This is a genomic window from Brenneria tiliae, assembly GCF_023347575.1.
GTDB lineage: Bacteria > Pseudomonadota > Gammaproteobacteria > Enterobacterales > Enterobacteriaceae > Brenneria > Brenneria corticis.
This window is the reverse complement of record NZ_JAKPCB010000098.1, coordinates 197852-218345: the sequence shown is the minus strand read 5'-3', so window position 1 is coordinate 218345 and position 20494 is coordinate 197852. Positions and strand designations below refer to the sequence as shown.

Here is a 20494-nt window from a genome sequence, read left to right as displayed (position 1 = left end):
GCCGGAGATTTTACCTCCGGCTTTTTTACTTATTGGGGCCGAATAAGTTTTTTTCTGTCAATAAGCTCGTTGGTTTCCGGATCATAATATCGACTCGGCCAGATCTCTGATGGATGGATCCCCAGCGCATCGGCTATCAACCATTCCCCTTTCGGCCATGGGCGCGACAGCGCATTGGCCAACGTTGATGAACTTAATCCGGCAGCACGTGATACCGCAGCCAGCGTCGTGCCTTTTTTGCGCAAAGCGGCAATGATATCAGCGGGATGCCAGTCTTGTTTCCTTAAAGTCATAATCCATCCTTTATTGCTATAAGACGACTGTGTATTAGTGGTATAAATAACGAATGTTAGTTATATGCCAGGCTAACGTGATACTATTATTTGGAAATAATATAGCACCAAATTTCTATAAATTTCTCAATTAATTTCCAAATCAGTCCGTTTTTGTTAGGAATGGCACTATCAGGATGAAAGGCGATGAAAAAAGAGTGGTTTGCTACCAGCGAACTGGTTGGCATTGGCGGTCTTCCGAAATCAAGACAGGGATTGAACAAGCGTGCTCGTGAAGACGGATGGGAAAAACGCCGTCGTAAAGGCGTTCAGGGAAGAGGAGTGGAATACTCCATTCACAGCCTGCCCGGCCCGGTGAAACAATCGTTGCTGCAGGAGAGTGATTCTCCGGAATACGCGCCCCAGCAGCCCGCCAGCCAGGCCATCTGGATGCAGATTTACCACCAGCTTTCAGATAAAGAAAGAGATAATCTGATCGCCTATATTCTTCGCGTCGGCGTATCGACCATGCTGTGCCAGCTTGGGCTTACGACGATGGAAGAGCCGTTAGCGGCGCCGACCGACGCCGAATAATCCGCCTTCTCGCCTGCGCCATCCGCCTTCGTCGCCATGACGGTAATTTCCCGGCGTTTCCATAATTTCTTCCTCTTTTTATTCCCGTCTCACCGGCAGTTACCGTAATGCTTATGGATTCCCCCATCGATTATACGAACCAATAACAGCATAATGTTAGATGTTTAGGTAATTGTAGTTTATTATTTGGAAACCAATCGGCATCCGATAAGGTTGCCCGGGGAAGAAACAAGGGAGCGATGGGCATGGATAAAGAATGGTTTTCAACCAATGAACTGACCGGCGTTGGCGGATTGCCTAAAACGCCGCAAGGCATAAACAAGCGGGCCCGCGAGGACGGCTGGGAGAAGCGCAGGCGCAAAGGCGTCCAGGGGCGCGGCGTCGAGTATTCCATCCGCAGTTTGCCGCGGGAAGTGAGAAATTCGCTGTTGCTGAAAGAGCGCGCGGTAGCGGAATACCATACCAGACAAGAGTCGCCGCTACTGGCGTCATGGATACATATTTTCCATCAGCTTTCGGAAAGCGAGCAGTCACGGCTGATTAATTTTATCCTGCGCGAAGGCGCATTGGCTATGCTGTCCCGTCTGGAAAATATCGCGGATGACCAGACGGCATGATTGACTCGCTGGCAGGCAACGTGCTCAGAAATCCCGCTGCACCGCTAAATGCGCGAGGCCTTCAAGCGCCGAGCGGAAAGGGGTTTCCGGTAATGGCCGTAACGCCTCAATCGCTTTATCGGCCTCTTCTTCCGCGCGTTGACGGGTATAGTTGAGCGAGCCGCATTGCTGCATGGCGGCAAGCACCGGCTCAAGCAGGTGACGTCCGTTGCCTTCTTCTATCGCCTGACGGATCATGGCGCTCTGTTCGGCATTGCCATGATGCATCGCATGCAGCAAAGGCAAGGTGGGTTTGCCTTCATTAAGATCGTCGCCGGTATTTTTACCCAGCGTTTTGCCGTCGGCGTTGTAATCGAGTAAATCATCAATAAGCTGGAAAGCGGTTCCCAGATAGCGGCCGTAATCCCGTAATGCTTTTTCCTGATCGGACGTCGCGCCGGCCAGAATCGCCGATGATTGGGCGGCGGCCTCGAACAGGCGCGCGGTTTTGCTGTAAATCACCCGCATGTAGCTTTCTTCGGTAATGTTGGGATCGTTACAGTTCATCAGCTGCAGCACTTCCCCTTCGGCAATGACGTTGACGGCTTCCGACATTAGCGCCAGCACGCGCAGCGACTCCAGACTGGTCATCATCTGAAAGGCGCGGGTATAGATAAAATCGCCGACCAGTACGCTGGCGGCGTTGCCGAACGCGGCGTTGGCCGTCGCTTTACCGCGGCGCATATCGGACTCGTCCACCACGTCATCGTGCAATAGCGTGGCGGTATGGATGAATTCGATCAGCGCGGCCACGGTAATGTGCTTGCGTCCCTCATAGGAGAGCGCTCTGGCGGCGAGTACCGCAATCATCGGTCTGATACGCTTACCGCCGCCGCTGATGATATAATGGCCGAGTTGGTTAATGAGAACGACATCCGAGTTCAGTTGCTCAAGAATTACTTCATTAACGGCCGTCATGTCATGAGTGGTTAATGCTGTGATTTCTTCTAGATTCATTGTTTGCGCCAGCTAATTTCTTCAGCATTGCCGTAAAATAAGATTACTGTTTTATATCGGCATGTGATGGAACTTGTTGAGTTGATTGTACTGGAAAAATGAGAGAGATAAACGGCAGTTAATATGTTGTATTCTTTTTCTTCACATCGCTCGATTCTGCACTTGTCATCCTCAGGTTTTTTGCGTAGAATTCGCGCCCTATTGTGAATATTTATAGTGCGCTCTGGATAATCATACGTTGAGCGCACGGAAAGCGGAGTTTTTTATGTACGCGGTTTTCCAAAGTGGTGGTAAACAACACCGAGTAAGCGAAGGTCAAACCGTTCGCTTGGAAAAGCTGGACATCGCAACTGGTGAAGCTATTGAGTTTGATCAGGTTCTGATGGTTGCCAATGGTGAAGAAATCAAAATCGGCGTTCCTTTCGTCGATGGCGGTAAGATCAAAGCTGAAGTTGTTGCTCACGGTCGCGGCGAGAAAGTTAAGATTGTTAAGTTTCGTCGTCGTAAACACTACCGTAAGCAAGCGGGCCATCGTCAGTGGTTCACTGACGTGAAAATCACCGGCATCAGCGCTTAAGATTTAGGAGAGCGGATTAATGGCACACAAGAAAGCTGGCGGTTCAACTCGTAACGGCCGTGACTCAGAAAGCAAACGCCTGGGCGTAAAACGTTTCGGCGGCGAAGCGGTATTAGCCGGCAGCATCATCGTTCGTCAGCGCGGGACCAAATTCCACGCCGGCAGCAACGTAGGCTGCGGTAAAGACCACACGCTGTTCGCTTTGTCTAACGGTAAAGTTCAGTTCGAAGTGAAAGGCCCGAAAAACCGTAAATATATCAGTATCGTTGCTGAATAATTTTTCGCGTTAGGCCTCAAGGACATAAGCCCCGCAATTCGTTGCGGGGCTTTTTACATTCCACTTCCTGGCCTTGGCCGAGACGAGCATGAATACTAAACAACAGACGGGCATCGGCCTCTGTCTGGCGCTGACCACGGCGATCTGCTGGGGCGCGCTGCCCATCGCCATGAAACAGGTGCTGGTGGTGATGGAGCCGTACACCATCGTTTGGTATCGATTTCTCATTGCATCCGTTGGGCTGGGGATGGTGTTGTTTTCACGCCGCCAATTACCGCCGCTGCAGGTTTTCCGGCGTCCTCGGTGGTGGATTTTGCTGTTGATAGCCACCTATGGCTTACTGGGAAATTTCGTCTTTTTCAGTTCGTCGCTGCAATATCTGAGCCCGACAGCGTCTCAGGTTATCGGCCAGCTTTCACCGGTCGGCATGATGTTCGCCAGCGTGCTCATCTTAAAAGAAAAGATGCGGATTACGCAGGTTATCGGCGCCGTGATGCTGGTTTGCGGACTGGTGCTGTTTTTTAACGCCAGCCTGATTGAAATTTTCACCCGCCTCACCGATTACACCCTGGGGGTGCTGCTGGGCGTGTGCGCCGCCGCGGTGTGGGTGACCTATGGCGTGGCGCAGAAGGTGCTGTTACGCCGCCTGACGTCACAGCAGATTCTGTTCCTGCTGTATGTGCTTTGCGTGCTGTCCATCACGCCGTTTGCCCGCCCGGCGGTTATTCTACAGCTCAACGGCTGGCAGCTTATCTGTCTGCTGTTTTGCGGCGTCAATACGCTGATAGGTTATGGCGCGCTGGCGGAGGCCATGGCGCGCTGGCAGGCGGCTCAGGTAAGCGCGGTGATTACGCTGACGCCGTTATTCACCTTGCTCTTTTCCAGTTTGCTGGCATGGGCCTGGCCGACGTTTTTTGCCGCGCCGCCGCTGAATGTCGTGGGGTATACTGGGGCGTTCGTGGTCGTGGCGGGGGCCATGTTTTCCGCTATCGGGCACCGTTTTTTCCCCGGCAGAAAGGATCCCGCTTCGGTGATTGCGCCAAAATAGCTACGGCGTCCGGATCAATCAGATAATAGGGAACAGCGGCGGTCGGCGACAGGCCGCTTTGACATCCCATCTGTACTGTTTATTTTTAATACAGATGAAAATATTGCGCTAAGCGGGTACAATTCGCCCCCTTGCCGGAGCAGGTTCTGGCGCGTCGGTTTTTAATGGTGGCGGGTAAAAGATGCCACAACCCTTAAAATCAAAAGGTTGCGCCAAAAAGAACCAATAAATAGCCTAAAACAAGTAGATATTCTCTATTGGTTTTTCGCGGAGAGAATTCATGAAGTTTGTAGATGAAGCCACCATTATGGTGGTGGCGGGTGATGGCGGTAATGGCTGCGTAAGCTTCCGCCGTGAAAAATATATTCCCAATGGCGGCCCTGACGGCGGCGACGGCGGCGACGGCGGCGACGTCTATCTGCTGGCGGATGAAAACCTGAATACCCTGATTGACTACCGTTTTGAAAAATCCTTCCGCGCGGAACGCGGACAAAACGGGCAGAGCCGTGACTGTACCGGGAAACGCGGTAAAGACATCACCATCAAAGTGCCCGTCGGCACCCGGGTGCTGGATCAGGGAACGGGCGAAGTGCTGGGCGATATGACGCGCCATCAGCAGAAACTGATGGTTGCCAAAGGCGGCTGGCACGGACTGGGCAACTCCCGCTTTAAATCTTCCGTCAACCGCGCGCCGCGCCAGAAAACCAACGGTACGCCGGGCGAAGAGCGCGAACTGATGCTGGAGCTGCTGCTGCTGGCGGACGTGGGCATGCTGGGGCTGCCCAACGCCGGTAAATCCACCTTTATCCGCGCCGTTTCGGCCGCCAAGCCGAAAGTGGCGGATTATCCGTTTACCACGCTGGTGCCAAGCCTCGGCGTGGTGCGCATGGACAGCGAGCAAAGCTTTGTGGTCGCCGATATCCCCGGATTGATTGAAGGGGCGTCTGACGGGGCCGGTTTGGGCATTCGTTTTCTGAAGCACCTGGAGCGCTGCCGCGTGCTGCTGCATCTGGTCGACCTGGCGCCGATCGATGAGTCCGATCCGGTGGAAAACGCCAAGGTGATCGTCAATGAATTGCAGCAATACAGCGCCGCGCTGGCTGAAAAACCGCGTTGGCTGGTGTTCAATAAAGTCGATTTGCTGGATAAGGCCGAAGCCGCAGCGCGCGCCAAGGAAATCGCCGCGGCGCTGGGCTGGGAAGAGAAGTATTACCTGATTTCCGCCGCTAACCGCGAAGGCGTGAACGCGCTGTGCTGGGATGTGATGAACTTCCTCAAGGTTCAGCCGAAAGCCATGGCCGTCGAGGAGAGCGCGCCGGAGAAAGTCGAATTTATGTGGGACGACTATCACCGCGAGCAGCTGGCGACGGCGGAAAGCGAAGCTGAAGACGACTGGGATGATGACTGGGACGACGAAGACGAGGAAGGCGTCGAAACCGTTTATCAGCGCTAATCGTTATCGCTGACCAAGCCGGCGTTTATTCCTTGCCGCAGGAATAAACGCCCTTGTCGGTCCCGCTCTCAGCTTTTGGGCGCGGGGTGATGCGCGATCCAGTGATCGGCGATCTCCTGACGGGTGCAGATCCACACCTTTTCATGCCGCTGGATATAATCCAGAAAACGCTGCAGGGCGCGAAAACGTCCCGGGCGCCCCAATAGCCGGCAGTGCATGCCGACCGACATCATTTTCGGTACGCTTTCCCCCTCTTCATACAGCACGTCGAAACTGTCTTTCAGATAGGTATAAAACTGCTCCGCGGTGTTGAATCCCTGCGGCGTGGCGAAACGCATATCGTTGGTTTCCAGCGTATAGGGAATAATCAGATGCGGTTTGCGACCGCCGTCCCGGCAGGCAACGCGGGTCCAGAAGGGCAGGTCGTCGCCGTAGTAGTCGCTGTCATAGCTGAAGCCGCCCTGTTCGACCACCAGCCTGCGGGTGTTGGGGCTGTCGCGGCCGGTATACCAGCCGGTCGGCGCGCGGCCGAACAGGTCGACAAAGATATCTATCGCTTTTTGCATATGCCGGCGCTCGGTTTCCTCATCCATGCCCTGATAGTGGATCCAGCGCCAGCCGTGGCTGACCACGTCGTAGCCGGCCGTTTTTATCGCCGCCACAATTTCCGGATGGCGCGCCAGCGCCATGGCGACGCCGAACACCGTCAGCGGTAAACCGCGCCTGACGAATTCGTTATGAATGCGCCAGAAGCCGGCGCGGGAACCGTATTCGTACAGCGAGTCCATCGACATATGGCGATCCGGGTAGCTGGCGGCGCCGATGATATCGGAAAGAAACTGTTCGGAACCGGCGTCGCCGTGTAATACGTGATTCTCCGCGCCCTCTTCGTAGTTCAGCACGAACTGCACGGCGATGCGTGCGCCTCCCGGCCAGGCGGCATGGGGCGGTTGGCCCGCATAGCCGCGCAGGTCGCGCGGGTAGTCGCGGTTAAAATCGTAGGTTTCCGCTGCCGTCTGGTTATTCATGATTATCGTCCTGATTCAGAGAGCTAAAGGCGCCGGTCAGCGTTTTACGGCGCGGCGACGCCAAATCGCCGTGTTTACTGGTGGACAACCCCAGCGCCAGCAGCGACTCGACCATCTTCACCGCGGCGCCTACGCCGTCAATCACCGGCATACGCAGTTCGTGCGTCAGTTCGCGCGCCAGATCGGCCATGCCGCCGCAGCCCAGTACAATGGCGCCGCTGCCGTCCTGCCGTTTTGCCTGTATACAATATTCGCGCACTTTCTGCTGTGCATAACCGCTGCCGTCTTCCAGCGCCAGCACCGGCAGATCGATGGCGTGCAGCGCCGCGCAGTGGTGTTCGAAGCCATATTGCCTGAGCAGGTGGCGGGCGATGATCAAGGTACGCGGCAGCGTCGTGACGATGGAAAAGCGGGTGGCGACCAGCGTGGCCATATGCATCGCCGCTTCCGCAATGCCGACCACCGGCCCCTGAGCCAGTTCCCGCGCCGCAAGCAGACCGGGATCGCCAAAGCAGGCGATAACGTGACCGCTGACGCCCTGCGCCCGTCCGGCTTTGATCTGTTCCAGCACGCCGACCGCGGCGACGGCCTCGTCAAAGTGGCTTTCAATCGAGGGCACGCCCTGGGCAGGCGACACCGCGACGATCTCGCTGTTCGGCGATGCGGCCGCCCGCGCCGCGCGGGCGATGGTTTCGGTCATCGGCAGGCTGGTATTGGGGTTGATGACCTGGATAAGGTGTTTTTCCATGCTAACGATCCCGTAGATTGGCGAACAGGCGGCCGAAATCCGGCAGCGTTTCGCCGCTGCGCTCAAAATGCAGCGTGGCGAGGATATGTTCAAAGTGGTGTCGCAGCGCCTCGGTCAGCGGCTGTAGCGCCTTTTCCCGCAACAGAACGATCAGCCGATCGTGATCGTCGCAGCGGCAGCCCTGTTGCCAGGGAGCGCCATAGGCGGCGACCACCAGCGAAGAGCGCTGGCTCAGCCGGGTGACCATTTCCGTCAGCACCTGGTTGCCGGAAATCGCCTGCAGCTGAATATGAAAGGCGGCGGAGAGGCGGATGGCCGCCGGGCCGTCGAGGTCGTGATGCGCCTGCTGTTCCTGCCGGTTCAGCTTCTCCAGCGCCACCAGATGCGTTGACTGGCAGTGGGCGATAACCGCCGGGAGATTGGCGCATTCAATCAGCGACCGGGTGTGGAAAATATCCCGCGCCTCTTCCACGCCGGGCGTGGCGACCTGCGCACCACGTTTGGGCGTCAGGGTGATCATTTGCACTGCCGCGAGGCGTTGCAGCACTTTACGGATGCCGGTACGGCTCACGCCGAACACCTCGGAAAGCGCCTCTTCCGGCAGCTTGCTGCCCGGCGGCAACTGATGTTCCACGATGGCGGCCATCAACGCCTGATAGATGGGTTCGTCTTTATCATTCAAGTCGGAGGCCGTTTTCAGACCGATTTCACTCTTCATTACCTACTCCGGTAAACGCCGCTGCATTTGTAAATCGTATACATTAAAAATAGTTTTTGTATACAAAAAGATTAATTTGGCCTGGATCCTGCAATACCTGAATTGTGTACAGGGTTGCTTTGTTAAATTCAGAGGAGCAGGTTTCATGCCAAATAGTCAACCTATCGATGCGGCGTCGGCATCCGAAGCCAACGCAAACTACAGCCCGCGGCTGTGTAATGACGATCTCGCCCCGACGCGTAATCAGAACTGGAACTGGTACAACATCTTTTCTTTCTGGATGTCCGACGTACACAGTATGGGCGGGTACGTGGTGGCGGCCAGCTTTTTCACTCTCGGACTGGCCAGCTGGCAGGTATTGCTGTGTTTGCTGCTGGGAATTTGTATCGTGCAGCTGTGCGCCAATCTGGTGGCCAAACCCAGCCAGATGGCGGGCGTGCCCTATGCGGTCATTTGCCGTCAGGCCTTCGGCGTCTTTGGCGCCAATATTCCCGCGGTGATCCGCGGATTGATCGCCTTTGCCTGGTACGGCATCCAAACCTATCTGGCCGCTAACGCGCTGATGCTGGTGGCGCTGAAATTCTGGCCGGCGCTGACGCCCATGACCCAGGTATCCTGGCTCGGGCTGTCTCAGCTTGGCTGGCTGTGCTTCGGTATTATGTGGTTATTGCAGGCGATGGTGTTCTGGCACGGCATGAGCGCCATCAAGCGCTTTATTGATATCGCCGGGCCGGCGGTATATGTGGTGATGCTGGCGCTGGCCGGCTGGATTGTATACCAGACCGGTTTTGACGGCATCTCCTTTACGCTGAGCAGCAAACAGCTGAGCGGCGGCGAACAGGCGTTCCAGATGCTGACGGCGACCGCGCTGGTGGTGTCTTACTTCTCCGGGCCGCTGCTGAACTTTGGCGATTTCGCCCGTTATGGCAAAAATATGGGGGAAATCCGTCGCGGCAACCGCTGGGGGCTGCCGTTTAATTTCCTGCTGTTCTCCATCGTGACGGTGGTGATTGTTTCCGGCACCCAATCGCTGTTCGGCAAGATGATTACCGATCCGATTGAAACCGTCAGCCACGTCGGCAGCGATCTGGCGGTGGCGATCGGGCTGCTGACCATGATTATCGCCACCGTCGGCATCAATATCGTGGCGAACTTCGTTTCTCCCGCCTTTGACTTTTCCAACTGTTCGCCGCAGAACATCAGCTTCCGCACCGGCGGCATGATTGCCGCGGTGGGATCGGTACTGTTGACGCCGTGGAACCTGTTTAATTCTCCCGAACTGATCCACTACACGCTGGATGTGCTCGGATCTTTTATCGGCCCGCTGTTCGGCATCCTGCTGGCGGACTTTTATCTGATCAAACGCGGCCGGGTGTCGGTGGACGACCTGTTCAACGCCACGCCGCAGGGCCGCTACTGGTATCGCGGGGGCTTCAATCCGAAGGCCATCTCGGCGCTGTTGCCGTCGGTGGCGATTTGCCTGGTCATCAGCTTTATTCCGTCGCTGCACGCGGTGGCGAACTTCAGCTGGTTTATCGGCGCGGCGCTGTCGGCGGGATGCTACCGCTGGATTGCCCGTGACGAGCGGGTGGGCGCGGTCGCCGGGCGCTATCGCCGCCGGACGATAGCGATGCAGAAAGAGTGACAGGTATTCGGGCGGGCGGAGTTTGATGGCGGGCGAGGCCATCAAACTCGCGCTGCGATTCAGTTGTTCTGATAAATGTCTTTGTATAAGCGGCTTTCAAAACGCACCAGCGGAACGCGGCGCGAACGCTGATCTTCCGGGGGAACGGCATAGCCGGACAGAAACTGTACGAAGGCCATGCGCTGGCCGCTGGCGGTGGTGATAAATCCGGCCAGATTATAAACCCCTTGCAGCGCGCCGGTTTTGGCGGAAACCTTGCCGTTGACGCCTGCTTCATGCAGCCCGCCCCGATAGCGTAAGGTGCCGTCGTACCCGGCGAGGGGCAACATCTCAATATAATTGAGTTCGCCGTCGTGCTGGGCGATATACTGCAACGCCTGCATCATGGTCGCCGGCGATATCAGGTTATGGCGGGACAGGCCGGAGCCGTCGACAACGATGCTGTTGCCCAAATCGACGCCGGCCTTCTGGCGCAACACCTGGCGGACGGCATCGGCGCCGGCGCGCCAGGTGCCGGGAACCTTGAAGCGTTCATGGCCGATGGTGCGGAAAACGGTATCGGCGATCATATTGTCGGACTTCTTCAGCATCACGGTCAGCAGGTCGCGCAGCGGCGCGGACTGGGTTTGCGCCAGCACGCCGCCGGCGGGGCCGGGCTGCGTCTGACGGCGCAGGCTGCCGGAGATTTTGATATCGGCCTGCAACAGTTCGTCTTTGACGATCGCTCCGGCATAGCTGGCGCCGTCCTGAATGGCAAAGGCCAGCGGCAGCGGTTCGGCGCGTTGCGGCAGGCAGCCGGTGAGCGTAAAGCGGTTCAGCTCGCCGGGGATCACGTCCAGCTCGCAGTATTGCGCGTCGGGAGAGCCCTTGGTCAGCGTACGGACCTCGCTGATCATCTGTACCGGATAATAGGACGCGACGCGGATAAACGCGTTGTCGCCGGCGTTGGGCGCGCTGTAGAGCGAAATGGAAAAACAGTTGCGGTCGACGATCGCCGCTGACGGCGGGGCGCTGAAGCATTGCGTCATATCGTTCCAGGGCCAGCCGGGCGCCTTGTCGTGGCTGGCGAAAACCGAGGTGTCGATCATGATATCCCCGGCGATTTCCCGCACGCCGCGCTTTTTCAATTCCTGCACCATATTGCGTATTTGCTGGCGCTTCAGGGTAGGGTCGCCGCTGAAGCGCACGATCAGATTGCCGCGTAGTACGCCGCTCGTCACCGGACCATGGCTTTCCATCGTGGTGATAAAACGATAATCTGGACCCAGCTGAAGGAGTGCGGCCAGCGCGGTCAGTACCTTTTGCGTGCTGGCGGGCAGCGCCATCTGTTGACTGTTAAAGGCCATTGTCGGCGTGGTGGCGCCAACCTTTTGCACCAGCAGCGCCAGATTGGCGCCATCGGGTAAATACTGGGTATGTTCTTCAACCGTCGCTGCATTGGCATGCAGAACAAAAGCGCAGGCAAGTCCGGAAATAATCGATGAAAAACGCATAATCTCAGCTAACAACAGGGTAACGTGTGGTCATACTACGGCGCAATAAGGTCTAAAGTAAACGATGACCCCCATGGAACTCTGGGTTAAAATACGTATCAAAATGCAAAATCGTAGCTGGCCTGGAAAATTTGTTCCGGGGCTGGTTACTTTTGTTTAATTGCCGCAAACGCCGGCATGTACATCCCATAGAGTTCAAGCCGCCGCAAGCCAAGGTTCGGGCGGTTTGAAAGATAGAGTAGAACTCCGTCGTATTTGATTATTAACGCGTCAGGATGACGATTATTTGAGTCGTACGGATTTTTTTAGAGGTATAGACAATTATGAAACAATTTCCGATGACGTTGCGCGGCGCCGAAAAATTACGCGAAGAGCTGGATTTTTTAAAGAGCGTGCGCCGGCCTGAAATTATTACCGCGATTGCTGAAGCCCGCGAGCACGGCGACCTGAAAGAAAACGCCGAATACCACGCCGCGCGCGAACAGCAGGGCTTTTGCGAAGGGCGTATCCGCGATATTGAAGCCAAGCTTTCCAATGCGCAGGTGATTGACGTGACGAAAATGTCCGCCACCGGACGCGTCATTTTCGGCGCCACCGTCAAGGTTATCAATCTGGATACCGAAGAAGAACAAACTTACCGCATCGTTGGCGATGACGAGGCTGATTTTAAGCAAAATCTGATTTCGGTGAACTCGCCCATCGCCCGCGGGCTTATCGGTAAAGAGCCGGATGACGTTGTGGTGATCCAGACGCCGGGCGGTGACGTGGAGTATGAAATCATCAGCGTCGACTATCTGTAAAGGTTGCTGTTTTGCTGATTAAAACAGCAAAGTTTGTAAAGAAAGGAAAAAGGCCGCTTGCGGCCTTTTCTCTAACGGACAGGCATGGCACCTTTCCGTTAAAACTGCGTATCCTGAAATAAAAAGTGTTATCGTGGCAACACAATTTTACGTTCTTTCGCCGGACGATACAGCACCAGCGTGTGGCCGATGACCTGAACGTTACCGGCTCCGGTTTCGCGGATAATGGCGTCAACAATCAAAGTCTTGGTTTCGCGGTCTTCACACGCGACTTTCACTTTGATCAGTTCATGATGTTCCAATGCTTGTTCGATCTCAGCCAGAACACCTTCGGTGAGGCCGTTATTGCCCAGCATGACGACCGGTTTTAACGGATGGGCCAGACCTTTTAGGTGCTGTTTTTGTTTATTGCTTAGGTTCATTGTCTTTTTTGCTTAGGTTGGGATTGAAAACGGTTCATTCTACCGCCATCTCATCATTATAACCAATTTGGCGTACGGATTGGCTGTATGCGAGACGTTTCCGCTCACCGGATAGCGCTTTACAGAGAATAGTTGGAAAATAGATGGCTAATAAAAAGCGTTCTGCAAGCTCCAGTCGCTGGTTGCAGGAACACTTTAGCGATAAATATGTGCTACAGGCGCAGAAAAAGGGGCTCCGCTCCCGCGCTTGGTTTAAACTTGATGAAATACAGCAGAGCGACAAACTGTTTAAACCCGGCATGACGGTGGTTGATTTGGGCGCCGCCCCGGGCGGCTGGTCGCAGTATGTGGTGACGCAGATTGGCGGTAAGGGGCGTATTATCGCCTGTGATATTTTGCCGATGGATCCTATTGTTGGTGTCGATTTCCTGCAAGGGGATTTTCGTGATGAAGTCGTCCTTAAAGCCCTTCTTGACAGGGTGGGGGACGACAAGGTTCAGGTTGTGATGTCTGACATGGCGCCGAACATGAGCGGTACACCAGCAGTTGATATTCCGAAGTCGATGTATCTGGTTGAGTTAGCACTTGATATGTGTCGGGATGTCTTAGCGCCAGGTGGTAGTTTTCTGGTTAAAGTGTTTCAGGGAGAAGGTTTTGACGAATACCTGCGGGAAATTCGCTCCCTGTTTACGAAGGTCAAGATTCGTAAGCCAGACGCTTCGCGTGCCAGGTCGCGTGAAGTGTATATCGTAGCGACAGGGCGCAAACTGTAGTACCCTAACGCTGTTTTTTAACACAGTTGTAATATGAGGTTAATCCCTTGAGTGACATGGCGAAAAACCTGATTCTCTGGTTGGTCATCGCAGTTGTGCTGATGTCCGTTTTCCAGAGCTTTGGGCCCAGCGAGTCGAATGGCCGTAGGGTGGATTATTCAACCTTCTTGACTGAAGTGAATCAGGATCAGGTCCGCGAAGCACGTATTAACGGGCGTGAGATCAGTGTTATCAAAAAAGATAGCAACCGATACACGACTTATATTCCTGTCAACGATCCCAAGCTGCTGGATAACCTGCTAACGAAGAATGTGAAAGTGGTTGGCGAGCCGCCGGAAGAGCCGAGCTTGCTGGCTTCAATCTTTATTTCCTGGTTCCCGATGCTGTTGCTGATCGGCGTCTGGATCTTCTTTATGCGTCAAATGCAGGGCGGCGGCGGTAAAGGCGCCATGTCCTTTGGCAAGAGCAAAGCGCGGATGCTGACGGAAGATCAGATCAAAACCACCTTTGCCGACGTAGCCGGCTGTGACGAAGCGAAAGAAGAAGTCAGCGAACTGGTCGAATATCTGCGTGAACCCAGCCGTTTCCAGAAGCTGGGCGGCAAGATACCGAAAGGTATTCTGATGGTCGGGCCGCCGGGGACCGGTAAAACCCTGCTGGCCAAGGCGATTGCCGGCGAAGCGAAAGTGCCCTTTTTCACCATCTCCGGTTCGGACTTCGTCGAAATGTTTGTCGGCGTGGGCGCGTCCCGCGTGCGCGACATGTTTGAGCAGGCGAAGAAAGCCGCTCCCTGTATCATCTTTATCGATGAAATCGATGCGGTGGGCCGTCAGCGCGGCGCCGGTTTGGGCGGCGGACACGACGAACGTGAACAAACCCTGAACCAGATGCTGGTTGAGATGGATGGTTTTGAAGGCAATGAAGGCATTATCGTGATCGCCGCCACCAACCGTCCCGACGTGCTTGACCCCGCATTGCTGCGTCCCGGCCGTTTTGACCGCCAGGTGGTGGTGGGGCTGCCGGATGTGCGCGGCCGCGAGCAGATCCTGAAAGTGCATATGCGCCGGGTGCCGCTCTCCCCGGATATTGATGCATCGGTTATCGCCCGCGGTACGCCGGGCTTCTCCGGCGCCGATTTGGCCAACCTGGTCAACGAAGCGGCGCTGTTCGCCGCGCGCGGCAACAAGCGCGTGGTGTCGATGGTCGAGTTTGAAAAAGCCAAAGACAAGATCATGATGGGGGCGGAACGCCGCTCCATGGTGATGACGGAACAGCAGAAAGAGTCCACCGCCTATCACGAAGCGGGCCATGCGATTATCGGTCGCCTGGTGCCGGAACACGATCCGGTGCATAAAGTGACCATTATCCCGCGCGGCCGCGCGCTGGGCGTGACGTTCTTCCTGCCGGAAGGGGATGCCATCAGCGCCAGCCGTCAGAAGCTGGAAAGCCAGATTTCCACCCTGTACGGCGGCCGTCTGGCGGAAGAGATTATCTACGGCGTGGAAAAAGTGTCTACCGGGGCGTCGAATGACATCAAGGTCGCCACCTCCATTGCGCGCAACATGGTTACGCAGTGGGGCTTCTCGGAAAAACTCGGTCCGCTGCTGTATGCGGAAGAGGATGGCGAGGTGTTCCTGGGCCGTTCCGTCGCCAAGGCCAAACATATGTCCGACGAAACGGCGCGTATCATCGATCAGGAAGTGAAATCGCTGATTGAGCGCAACTACCAGCGTGCGCGCGAGCTGCTGATGGCGAACATGGACATCCTGCATTCAATGAAAGATGCGTTGATGAAGTATGAAACCATTGATGCGCCGCAGATTGACGATTTGATGTCGCGTAAAGATGTTCGTCCGCCGGCGGGCTGGGAAGAACAGAAGTCAGATAGCAATTCAGGTAATGGCGGTTCGCCCAAGGCGCCGACGCCGGTTGATGAGCCCCACACGCCGAATCCGGGTGGCACCATGTCCGAGCAAAAATAAGCCGGTGTTTAGTATTGCCCGCTGTTATTCCTGTAAAACCCCGGACTTGTCCGGGGTTTTTTACTGAATAGGCGGGACAGGTTTTAGGAGAGAGCAACGATTTTGAGGGAAAAATCATGCAACTGATCGCCAGAGGGTCGACCCTGGATCTTTCTTGTCCCCACGTGATGGGCATTCTCAACGTCACTCCCGATTCATTTTCCGACGGCGGCAAACATAACACGCTGGATGCGGCGCTGTTTCATGCCCAGGAGATGATCGCCGCCGGCGCCACGCTGATTGATATCGGCGGGGAGTCAACCCGCCCGGGGGCGGATGACGTCGGCACGGAAGAGGAGCTGGAGCGCGTGATCCCGGTCGTTGAGGCGTTGGCCCGGCGTTTTGACGTATGGATTTCCGTCGATACCTCCAAGCCAGAGGTCATCACGGCTGCGGCGCAAGCGGGCGCTCACTTGATTAACGACATTCGCTCGCTGCAGGAGCCGGGGGCTTTGGTCGCCGCCGCCGCGACCGGGCTGCCGGTTTGCCTGATGCATATGCAGGGATTGCCAAAAACCATGCAGCACAACCCGCACTACGATGACCTGATGGCGGAAGTGGGGGCGTTTTTACAGCGGCAGATCGATCGCTGCGTGAGCGGTAATATTCCGAAAAGTCGTCTCTTGCTGGATCCCGGGTTCGGATTTGGTAAAAATCTGGCGCATAATTACCAGCTTCTTGCACGCCTGGGCGAATTACACCGTTTCGGATTGCCCCTGCTGGTCGGAATGTCGAGAAAATCGATGATCGGACAACTGCTCAAGGTCCCTCCCGCGCAGCGGGTTCAGGGCAGCGTGGCCTGTGCGGTGATCGCGGCGATGCAAGGCGCGCAAATTATTCGCGTCCATGACGTAAAAGAAACGGTAGACGCCATGCGCATTGTGGAAGCCACTCTTTCAGCGAAGGAATAAAAACTATTATGAGTAACCGTAAATATTTTGGCACTGACGGCGTGCGGGGAAAGGTGGGCGACAGCCCGATAACCCCCGATTTTGTGCTGAAGCTGGGTTGGGCCGCGGGCAAGGTTCTGGCGCGACACGGTTCGCGTAAAATCATCATCGGCAAAGACACCCGCATTTCCGGTTATATGCTGGAGTCCGCGTTAGAAGCCGGGCTGGCCGCGGCGGGGTTGTCCGCCTCTTTTACCGGTCCGATGCCGACGCCGGCCGTCGCGTATCTGACGCGCACCTTCAGAGCGGAAGCCGGCATCGTTATTTCCGCGTCGCACAACCCTTACTATGATAACGGTATTAAATTCTTCTCTATCGACGGCACCAAATTGCCCGATGAGGTGGAAGAGGCGATTGAAGCCGAATTGGAAAAACCGCTGACGTGCGTGGAATCGGCGGAGCTGGGCAAGGCAAACCGTATTGTCGACGCCGCCGGGCGCTATATCGAGTTCTGCAAGGGAACCTTCCCCAGCGAGCTGAACCTGAACGGCCTGAAAATCGTGGTCGACTGCGCGAACGGCGCCACCTATCACATCGCTCCCAGCGTATTGCGCGAACTGGGCGCCAACGTGATTTCCATTGGCTGCGAGCCGGACGGCATGAACATCAATGAAGCGTGCGGCGCGACCGACGTCAGGCAGCTACAGGCGCGCGTGGTGGCCGAAAAAGCCGATGTCGGGCTGGCGTTTGACGGCGACGGCGACCGGCTAATCATGGTCGACCACCTGGGCAACAAAGTCGATGGCGATCAGATCCTGTATATCATCGCCCGCGAAGGTTTACGCCAGGGCCAGCTGCGCGGCGGCGCGGTCGGAACCCTGATGAGCAATATGGGCCTGGAGCTGGCATTGAAGCAGTTGGGCATTCCGTTTGCGCGCGCCAAAGTCGGCGATCGCTATGTATTGGAAACCATGCAGGCGAAAGGCTGGCGTATCGGCGCCGAAAACTCCGGCCATGTCATCCTGCTGGATAAAACCACCACGGGCGACGGCATTATCGCCGGTTTGCAAGTGCTTACGGCGATAGTCAGAAACCATATGAGCCTGCATGACTTGTGCAGCGGCATGAAGCTATTCCCGCAAATTCTGGTTAACGTCCGTTTCTCGGGTGAGAATGATCCGCTCGAGGACAAAAGGGTGCAACAGATCACCCAGGAAGTGGAGCAGGAGCTGACCGGACGGGGGCGGGTATTACTGAGAAAATCAGGCACCGAGCCGCTTATTCGCGTTATGGTCGAAGGCGAGAATGAGGCGACGGTGATTGAGCTGGCTAATCGCATCGCCGACGCGGTAAAAGCGGTGGATTAACGGCGGTTAAACCCGCTCAGCGTCGCCGGCGGCGCGAGGATGGCGAAAGCCGCTCTTTTTTTCTTCAATCAGTAAACGGCGGCTAAATTACCCTTGCGTACGCTACAGCCTTTGGTTAGTATTCAGACCCGCTTGGCAAGGGATGAGCATTCATTCGACCCGGCGGACTACACGCGGCGTTGCCGCAAGAATTTAAAATCTCCATCAATGATGGGGAAAACGGTTACAGGTACAACTATGTACGAAGCTCTTTTAGTGATTTTCCTGTTGATAGCGATCGGGCTGGTTGCCTTGATTATGCTGCAGCAAGGTAAAGGTGCTGATATGGGAGCCTCGTTCGGAGCAGGTGCTTCTGCCACTTTGTTCGGTTCGAGCGGCTCCGGGAATTTCATGACTCGCATGACGGCGGTATTGGCGACGCTGTTCTTCATTATCAGTCTGGTGCTGGGTAACATGAGTTCGCTGCAGAGTAGTAACCGAGGCGGCGGGGCATGGGATAACCTGAGCCAGCCTGAGAAAGCGGAGCAGAGCACCACGCCTGCCGCGCCTTCGGCACCTGCAAGCGATATTCCAAGGTAATCGTTGTAAAAAGTTTTGACAGCAGTGCCGGTCATTGCTGTTGCATAGTAGTTATTGTGATGCCGAGGTGGTGGAATTGGTAGACACGCTACCTTGAGGTGGTAGTGCCCGATTGGGCTTACGGGTTCAAGTCCCGTCCTCGGTACCAATACAGAATCAATAGACGTCGATGGACGTCTATTTTTTTATCTCAACCCCACGGATTTACTCGCTTTCCTTTCTGTTTCCACTCTCCCGACGTCAACCTGATTCAACCTATATCAACATGCTGGCGAGTATATATTTTGGCGCATACGCTGGACTTGTTTTCGCTGCTTTCCGTGCCGATTTAAAGTCTGCGCTGGTGCAATATATTCGGTAAACGGCTTTGATGAAGTACGCCAACGATCGTAATGCCATGAGGGGCGAACAGATAATAAATGGCATGGTTCATGTATGGGAAATACCGCAATCCCTGAATATCAAGCGCTTCAATATTATCACTGACCCTTTGCCGGTTTTCAGCCAGACGTTGCATACAGATCTGCATTCCAAGCCGATATTCACGCGTCACCCTTGAGCCAAATTGTTTTAATGAATGCTTTTTTATTTCGCGCACATCCTCCCGCGCATCGTCGGTCAGCTTATAACGGGGCATCAGAGATCCTTCATCAGCGCATCAAACACCTCATCGCCATCGTGCACCAGACCGGCATTGGCCTGCGCAACGGAATGAGCAAGCCTGTCACGCAGTTGCTGGAGTTTGATCTCCTCATAAGCCTGATAATCATCAATGGACATCACCACCACGGAAGGTTTGCCGTTCTTTGTGATGCTGACCGGCTCACGCTGTGCTTTGGTGAGCAATTCCCCAAACTGGGTTTTAGCCTGGTTAGCCGTAAAACTGAGCATGATTACCGCCTTAATATGGTGCGAATCGTTCGATTTGAGCCATTTTAGGCTGTTCAGGTTATGCACGCCGGCTTTTCGTTGCTTGGCTTTAGTGACAGGTAAAGGCGCCGGCGCCGGGCGTTTAACCCCAACCTACTACAGGCCGCCGCGCTCCCTGCCGACCTGTTCGCTGCTGCGGCGGTATTCGGAAGGGCTGGTCCCTCCCCAGCGGAGAAAGGCCCGCCGGAAGCTGCGTTCATCGGCAAACCCCAGGTTTTCGGCGATCGTCGGGATACTCATCCCGTGCCGCAACATGCGGCGGGCCTCGGTCAGGCGCACCTCGCGCGACAGAACGGAGTAGTTGACGCCTTCGCGATCGAGGATGCGCGCCAGCGTACGGCGGCTGATGCCCAGCAGCCGCGCCAAATCCTCGGACGACCTGATTTCGTCCAGATGCGCCCCCAGAAACTGGAGAATACTCTGCCTGCGCAGCGTCGTCTCCCCGGCCAGCACCTCTTCAAGCATCCGCGCCAGCCTGCTGCGCAGGCCGCTCTCGATAAAGGGTACGGGATGGTCGAGCCAGCGCCGGCTGAATTCGATTTGGGCGATATCCTGATCGAAATAGACCGGACAGCCGAAATAATGCTCCAGCGCCGACCTGGAAATACCGCAGGAACGGGTGAAGCGCACCGCATCGGCGATGCGGATGCCCGGCGACCCGGAACGGGCGACGGCGAAGCAATTAACGAAATGGAAGTGTTCGAACGCCGCGCGAAATTCGGGATCGTAGAACTTGGGAATATGCAGCAGGCTCATACCGCCGTCGTGCCCGTTTTCCGGTACCGCGTTCCAGGGCGTGCGGGAATGACCGGCGCGAAAGCGGATGCCGGCTTTGCGGTCGCGCAGCGCCATTGCCGCCATGCCGGAGGTGCCGAAACTGGCGAAATTGATGCGCGACGCATGGTTGAACAGCAGTTCCGCCCGGTCGCCGAACAGCCACAAACGTTCGAAAACCTGTCGCATTTCCATATAGGAGACGGTCGCGGCGGGCCACTCTCCCCGTATCAGGTCGATGCCGAGATCCCGTTGCAGCCCTTGCGTACTATTTTGCTCCTGCGCCGTCAGCAGCAGGCCGGACACCTGAAACAGCGTGAATTCCCGGTCGTGCATGCCGATACAGCGCGAACTCGCGGTGGTGGACGGCGATCCGGCGCCGCGCTCCCTCTCCGCGGCGATGAAAGGCATGCTGTGGGACTGGCACGAATTGTCCGGCGGCGGATATCTTATGGCTCGGTTCATTTCCCTG

23 protein-coding genes and 1 tRNA gene are annotated in these 20494 nt (G+C 55.9%); 14 read left to right on the top strand and 10 right to left on the bottom strand.

Features of this window, described 5'->3' with window-relative positions:
• Positions 1 to 29 precede the first annotated feature (29 nt).
• Entirely contained in the window at positions 30 to 293 is a 264-nt protein-coding gene (locus MFP24_RS13515) for a helix-turn-helix domain-containing protein (RefSeq protein WP_249230803.1), read from the bottom strand.
• A 186-nt stretch (positions 294 to 479) separates the two neighbouring features.
• On the opposite strand from MFP24_RS13515, the gene MFP24_RS13510 reads away from it, so the two are divergent.
• Complete coding sequence (locus MFP24_RS13510; protein ID WP_249230802.1) at positions 480 to 866, top strand: DNA-binding protein; 387 nt, start codon at positions 480 to 482, stop codon at positions 864 to 866.
• A 245-nt stretch (positions 867 to 1111) separates the two neighbouring features.
• On the top strand, positions 1112 to 1483 hold the full coding sequence (locus MFP24_RS13505) for a DNA-binding protein (protein WP_249230801.1): 372 nt from the start codon (positions 1112 to 1114) through the stop codon (positions 1481 to 1483).
• A gap of 24 nt (positions 1484 to 1507) precedes the next feature.
• Here MFP24_RS13505 and ispB read toward each other — a convergent pair whose 3' ends face one another.
• Positions 1508 to 2479 carry an octaprenyl diphosphate synthase gene (gene ispB, locus MFP24_RS13500; RefSeq protein ID WP_249230800.1) on the bottom strand — a complete coding sequence of 324 codons (972 nt, stop codon included), beginning with the start codon at positions 2477 to 2479 and terminating at the stop codon, positions 1508 to 1510.
• A gap of 265 nt (positions 2480 to 2744) precedes the next feature.
• Here ispB and rplU point away from each other — a divergent pair, with 265 nt between their 5' ends.
• The 4 genes from rplU (at position 2745) to cgtA (ending at position 5834) form a co-directional block, all read left to right on the top strand.
• Positions 2745 to 3056, top strand: a complete 312-nt coding sequence (gene rplU, locus MFP24_RS13495) for a 50S ribosomal protein L21 (protein WP_009114476.1) — start codon at positions 2745 to 2747, stop codon at positions 3054 to 3056.
• Positions 3057 to 3075: 19 nt separating this feature from the next.
• Positions 3076 to 3333 carry a 50S ribosomal protein L27 gene (gene rpmA / locus MFP24_RS13490; RefSeq protein WP_208228494.1) on the top strand — a complete coding sequence of 86 codons (258 nt, stop codon included), beginning with the start codon at positions 3076 to 3078 and terminating at the stop codon, positions 3331 to 3333.
• 88 nt (positions 3334 to 3421) lie between these two features.
• Positions 3422 to 4381 carry a DMT family transporter gene (locus tag MFP24_RS13485; protein WP_249230799.1) on the top strand — a complete coding sequence of 320 codons (960 nt, stop codon included), beginning with the start codon at positions 3422 to 3424 and terminating at the stop codon, positions 4379 to 4381.
• A gap of 280 nt (positions 4382 to 4661) precedes the next feature.
• The gene (gene cgtA, locus MFP24_RS13480; protein ID WP_249230798.1) at positions 4662 to 5834 is read left to right on the top strand and encodes an Obg family GTPase CgtA; all 1173 of its coding nucleotides are present in this window, start codon (positions 4662 to 4664) and stop codon (positions 5832 to 5834) included.
• Positions 5835 to 5902: 68 nt separating this feature from the next.
• Here cgtA and puuE read toward each other — a convergent pair whose 3' ends face one another.
• From puuE to MFP24_RS13465, 3 genes are read right to left on the bottom strand one after another with little or no spacing between them, the layout of a single operon-like run.
• Positions 5903 to 6862 (bottom strand): allantoinase PuuE, encoded by a 960-nt coding sequence (puuE, locus tag MFP24_RS13475; protein ID WP_249230797.1) that lies wholly within the window; start codon positions 6860 to 6862, stop codon positions 5903 to 5905.
• Positions 6855 to 7610: an allantoin racemase gene (gene hpxA, locus MFP24_RS13470; RefSeq protein ID WP_249230796.1), complete on the bottom strand. Its 756-nt coding sequence runs from the start codon at positions 7608 to 7610 to the stop codon at positions 6855 to 6857. The genes puuE and hpxA overlap by 8 nt, the downstream gene beginning before the upstream one ends.
• 1 nt (position 7611) lies before the next feature.
• Positions 7612 to 8328, bottom strand: a complete 717-nt coding sequence (locus tag MFP24_RS13465) for a GntR family transcriptional regulator (protein WP_249230795.1) — start codon at positions 8326 to 8328, stop codon at positions 7612 to 7614.
• A gap of 145 nt (positions 8329 to 8473) precedes the next feature.
• Between MFP24_RS13465 and MFP24_RS13460 the strand changes: the two genes are divergently transcribed.
• Positions 8474 to 9973 carry an NCS1 family nucleobase:cation symporter-1 gene (locus MFP24_RS13460; RefSeq protein WP_249230794.1) on the top strand — a complete coding sequence of 500 codons (1500 nt, stop codon included), beginning with the start codon at positions 8474 to 8476 and terminating at the stop codon, positions 9971 to 9973.
• 59 nt (positions 9974 to 10032) lie between these two features.
• On the opposite strand, the gene dacB is transcribed toward MFP24_RS13460, so the two are convergent.
• Positions 10033 to 11466, bottom strand: coding sequence for a serine-type D-Ala-D-Ala carboxypeptidase (dacB, locus tag MFP24_RS13455; protein WP_249230793.1), 1434 nt, complete (start codon positions 11464 to 11466; stop codon positions 10033 to 10035).
• Between the two features lie 323 nt (positions 11467 to 11789).
• On the opposite strand from dacB, the gene greA reads away from it, so the two are divergent.
• The gene (greA, locus tag MFP24_RS13450; protein ID WP_249230792.1) at positions 11790 to 12266 is read left to right on the top strand and encodes a transcription elongation factor GreA; all 477 of its coding nucleotides are present in this window, start codon (positions 11790 to 11792) and stop codon (positions 12264 to 12266) included.
• A 128-nt stretch (positions 12267 to 12394) separates the two neighbouring features.
• On the opposite strand, the gene yhbY is transcribed toward greA, so the two are convergent.
• Positions 12395 to 12688, bottom strand: a complete 294-nt coding sequence (gene yhbY / locus MFP24_RS13445; RefSeq protein ID WP_249230791.1) for a ribosome assembly RNA-binding protein YhbY — start codon at positions 12686 to 12688, stop codon at positions 12395 to 12397.
• 143 nt (positions 12689 to 12831) lie between these two features.
• Between yhbY and rlmE the strand changes: the two genes are divergently transcribed.
• The 6 genes from rlmE (at position 12832) to MFP24_RS13415 (ending at position 18466) form a co-directional block, all read left to right on the top strand.
• A complete protein-coding gene (rlmE, locus tag MFP24_RS13440; RefSeq protein WP_249230790.1) occupies positions 12832 to 13461 on the top strand; it encodes a 23S rRNA (uridine(2552)-2'-O)-methyltransferase RlmE in 630 nt (209 codons plus the stop codon).
• Positions 13462 to 13508: 47 nt separating this feature from the next.
• Complete coding sequence (ftsH, locus tag MFP24_RS13435; protein WP_249230789.1) at positions 13509 to 15443, top strand: ATP-dependent zinc metalloprotease FtsH; 1935 nt, start codon at positions 13509 to 13511, stop codon at positions 15441 to 15443.
• Between the two features lie 116 nt (positions 15444 to 15559).
• The gene (folP, locus tag MFP24_RS13430; RefSeq protein WP_249230788.1) at positions 15560 to 16393 is read left to right on the top strand and encodes a dihydropteroate synthase; all 834 of its coding nucleotides are present in this window, start codon (positions 15560 to 15562) and stop codon (positions 16391 to 16393) included.
• A gap of 8 nt (positions 16394 to 16401) precedes the next feature.
• On the top strand, positions 16402 to 17739 hold the full coding sequence (gene glmM / locus MFP24_RS13425) for a phosphoglucosamine mutase (protein WP_249230787.1): 1338 nt from the start codon (positions 16402 to 16404) through the stop codon (positions 17737 to 17739).
• A 237-nt stretch (positions 17740 to 17976) separates the two neighbouring features.
• Positions 17977 to 18318 carry a preprotein translocase subunit SecG gene (gene secG / locus MFP24_RS13420; protein WP_249230786.1) on the top strand — a complete coding sequence of 114 codons (342 nt, stop codon included), beginning with the start codon at positions 17977 to 17979 and terminating at the stop codon, positions 18316 to 18318.
• A gap of 61 nt (positions 18319 to 18379) precedes the next feature.
• Positions 18380 to 18466 (top strand) — tRNA-Leu (locus tag MFP24_RS13415).
• A gap of 180 nt (positions 18467 to 18646) precedes the next feature.
• Here MFP24_RS13415 and MFP24_RS13410 read toward each other — a convergent pair.
• The 3 genes from MFP24_RS13410 to MFP24_RS13400 all read right to left on the bottom strand — a co-directional run bounded on the left by MFP24_RS13410 (position 18647) and on the right by MFP24_RS13400 (position 20487).
• A complete protein-coding gene (locus MFP24_RS13410) occupies positions 18647 to 18955 on the bottom strand; it encodes a type II toxin-antitoxin system RelE/ParE family toxin (RefSeq protein ID WP_249230785.1) in 309 nt (102 codons plus the stop codon).
• Entirely contained in the window at positions 18955 to 19209 is a 255-nt protein-coding gene (locus MFP24_RS13405; protein WP_249230784.1) for a type II toxin-antitoxin system Phd/YefM family antitoxin, read from the bottom strand. Before MFP24_RS13405 ends, MFP24_RS13410 begins: the two co-directional genes overlap by 1 nt.
• 135 nt (positions 19210 to 19344) lie before the next feature.
• Entirely contained in the window at positions 19345 to 20487 is a 1143-nt protein-coding gene (locus tag MFP24_RS13400; RefSeq protein ID WP_249230783.1) for a helix-turn-helix domain-containing protein, read from the bottom strand.
• Positions 20488 to 20494: the final 7 nt, after the last annotated feature.